The sequence below is a fragment of the Shewanella intestini genome, assembly GCF_018221465.1.
GTDB classification, from domain to species: Bacteria; Pseudomonadota; Gammaproteobacteria; order Enterobacterales; family Shewanellaceae; genus Shewanella; species Shewanella intestini.
The window spans coordinates 1-890 of record NZ_JAAIKR010000051.1 but is presented as its reverse complement, the minus strand read 5'-3'; the positions used below and the strand labels follow the sequence as shown (position 1 = coordinate 890).

Annotated in this window: 1 protein-coding gene; it reads left to right on the top strand. The window is 57.5% G+C overall.

Going from position 1 to position 890, the window contains the following annotated elements; genetic code table 11:
- Nucleotides 1–657: 657 nt before the first annotated feature.
- Nucleotides 658–834, top strand: coding sequence for a hypothetical protein (locus tag G3R48_RS17085; protein ID WP_004197757.1), 177 nt, complete (start codon nt 658–660; stop codon nt 832–834).
- The last annotated feature ends 56 nt before the right edge of the window (nt 835–890 follow it).

Here is an 890-nt window from a genome sequence, read left to right as displayed (position 1 = left end):
AACGGGGGGTTCGTGCATACAGCCCAGCTTGGAGCGAACGACCTAAACCGAGCCGAGATACCAGCAGCGTGAGCTATGAGAAAGCGCCACGCTTCCCGAAAGGGAAAAAGGCGGAACAGGTATCCGGTAAACGGCAGGGTCGGAACAGGAGAGCGCACGAGGGAGCCGCCGGAGAGAAATCACCGGCATCTTTAAGTCCTGTCGGGTTTCGTCCTCCTCTGACTTGAGCGTCCATTTCTGTGATGCTCGTCAGGGGAGGCGGAGCCTATGGAAAAACGGCAACGCCGCATCCTTTTCTCCGGCCCTTTCTGATTTGAGCGCCTTTGCTTTATCCCGTTATCCGTGAGTCGGTCACGCCCGCCGCAGCCGAACGGCAGGAGCGCAGCTACCGAGTGAGCGAGGAGGCGTCATTTCATCAGTCCGTGCATGGTATTGCGGACGCTCCTGAGCCACATATCACACCTGCCACATGAGGCACTTTCATGAACCGTGCTCTCATGCCAACATAGTAAGCCAGTATACACAGCGTAAACGCTGTGACTGGTTCAGGGCTGCGCCCCGAAACCCGCTAACACCACTGACGCGCTGGCGCTTGTCCAACGCCGGAGCGACCCGGAAAACTTTTCCGTGCCGTCCGGCGTTTGCGAAGGAGGGATAATGCAGAAGCCGAAGAAGAAGCCGCTCGTCGTAAAAAAAAGATCCTGGCATCCGGCAGTGATGGCAAATCTGATGCGTCAGGCACAGGAGGAAGATTACCGCCGGGAGCAGATGGCAGAGCTTGAGCGTTCAGCCCGGTCACATTTTGCGGATATCGGAGGAGAGGATGGCGGTTAAGCGTACCCGTTTTTTAGGTATCCGGGTGACCGATGGGGAGTACCAGCAGCTGCTGG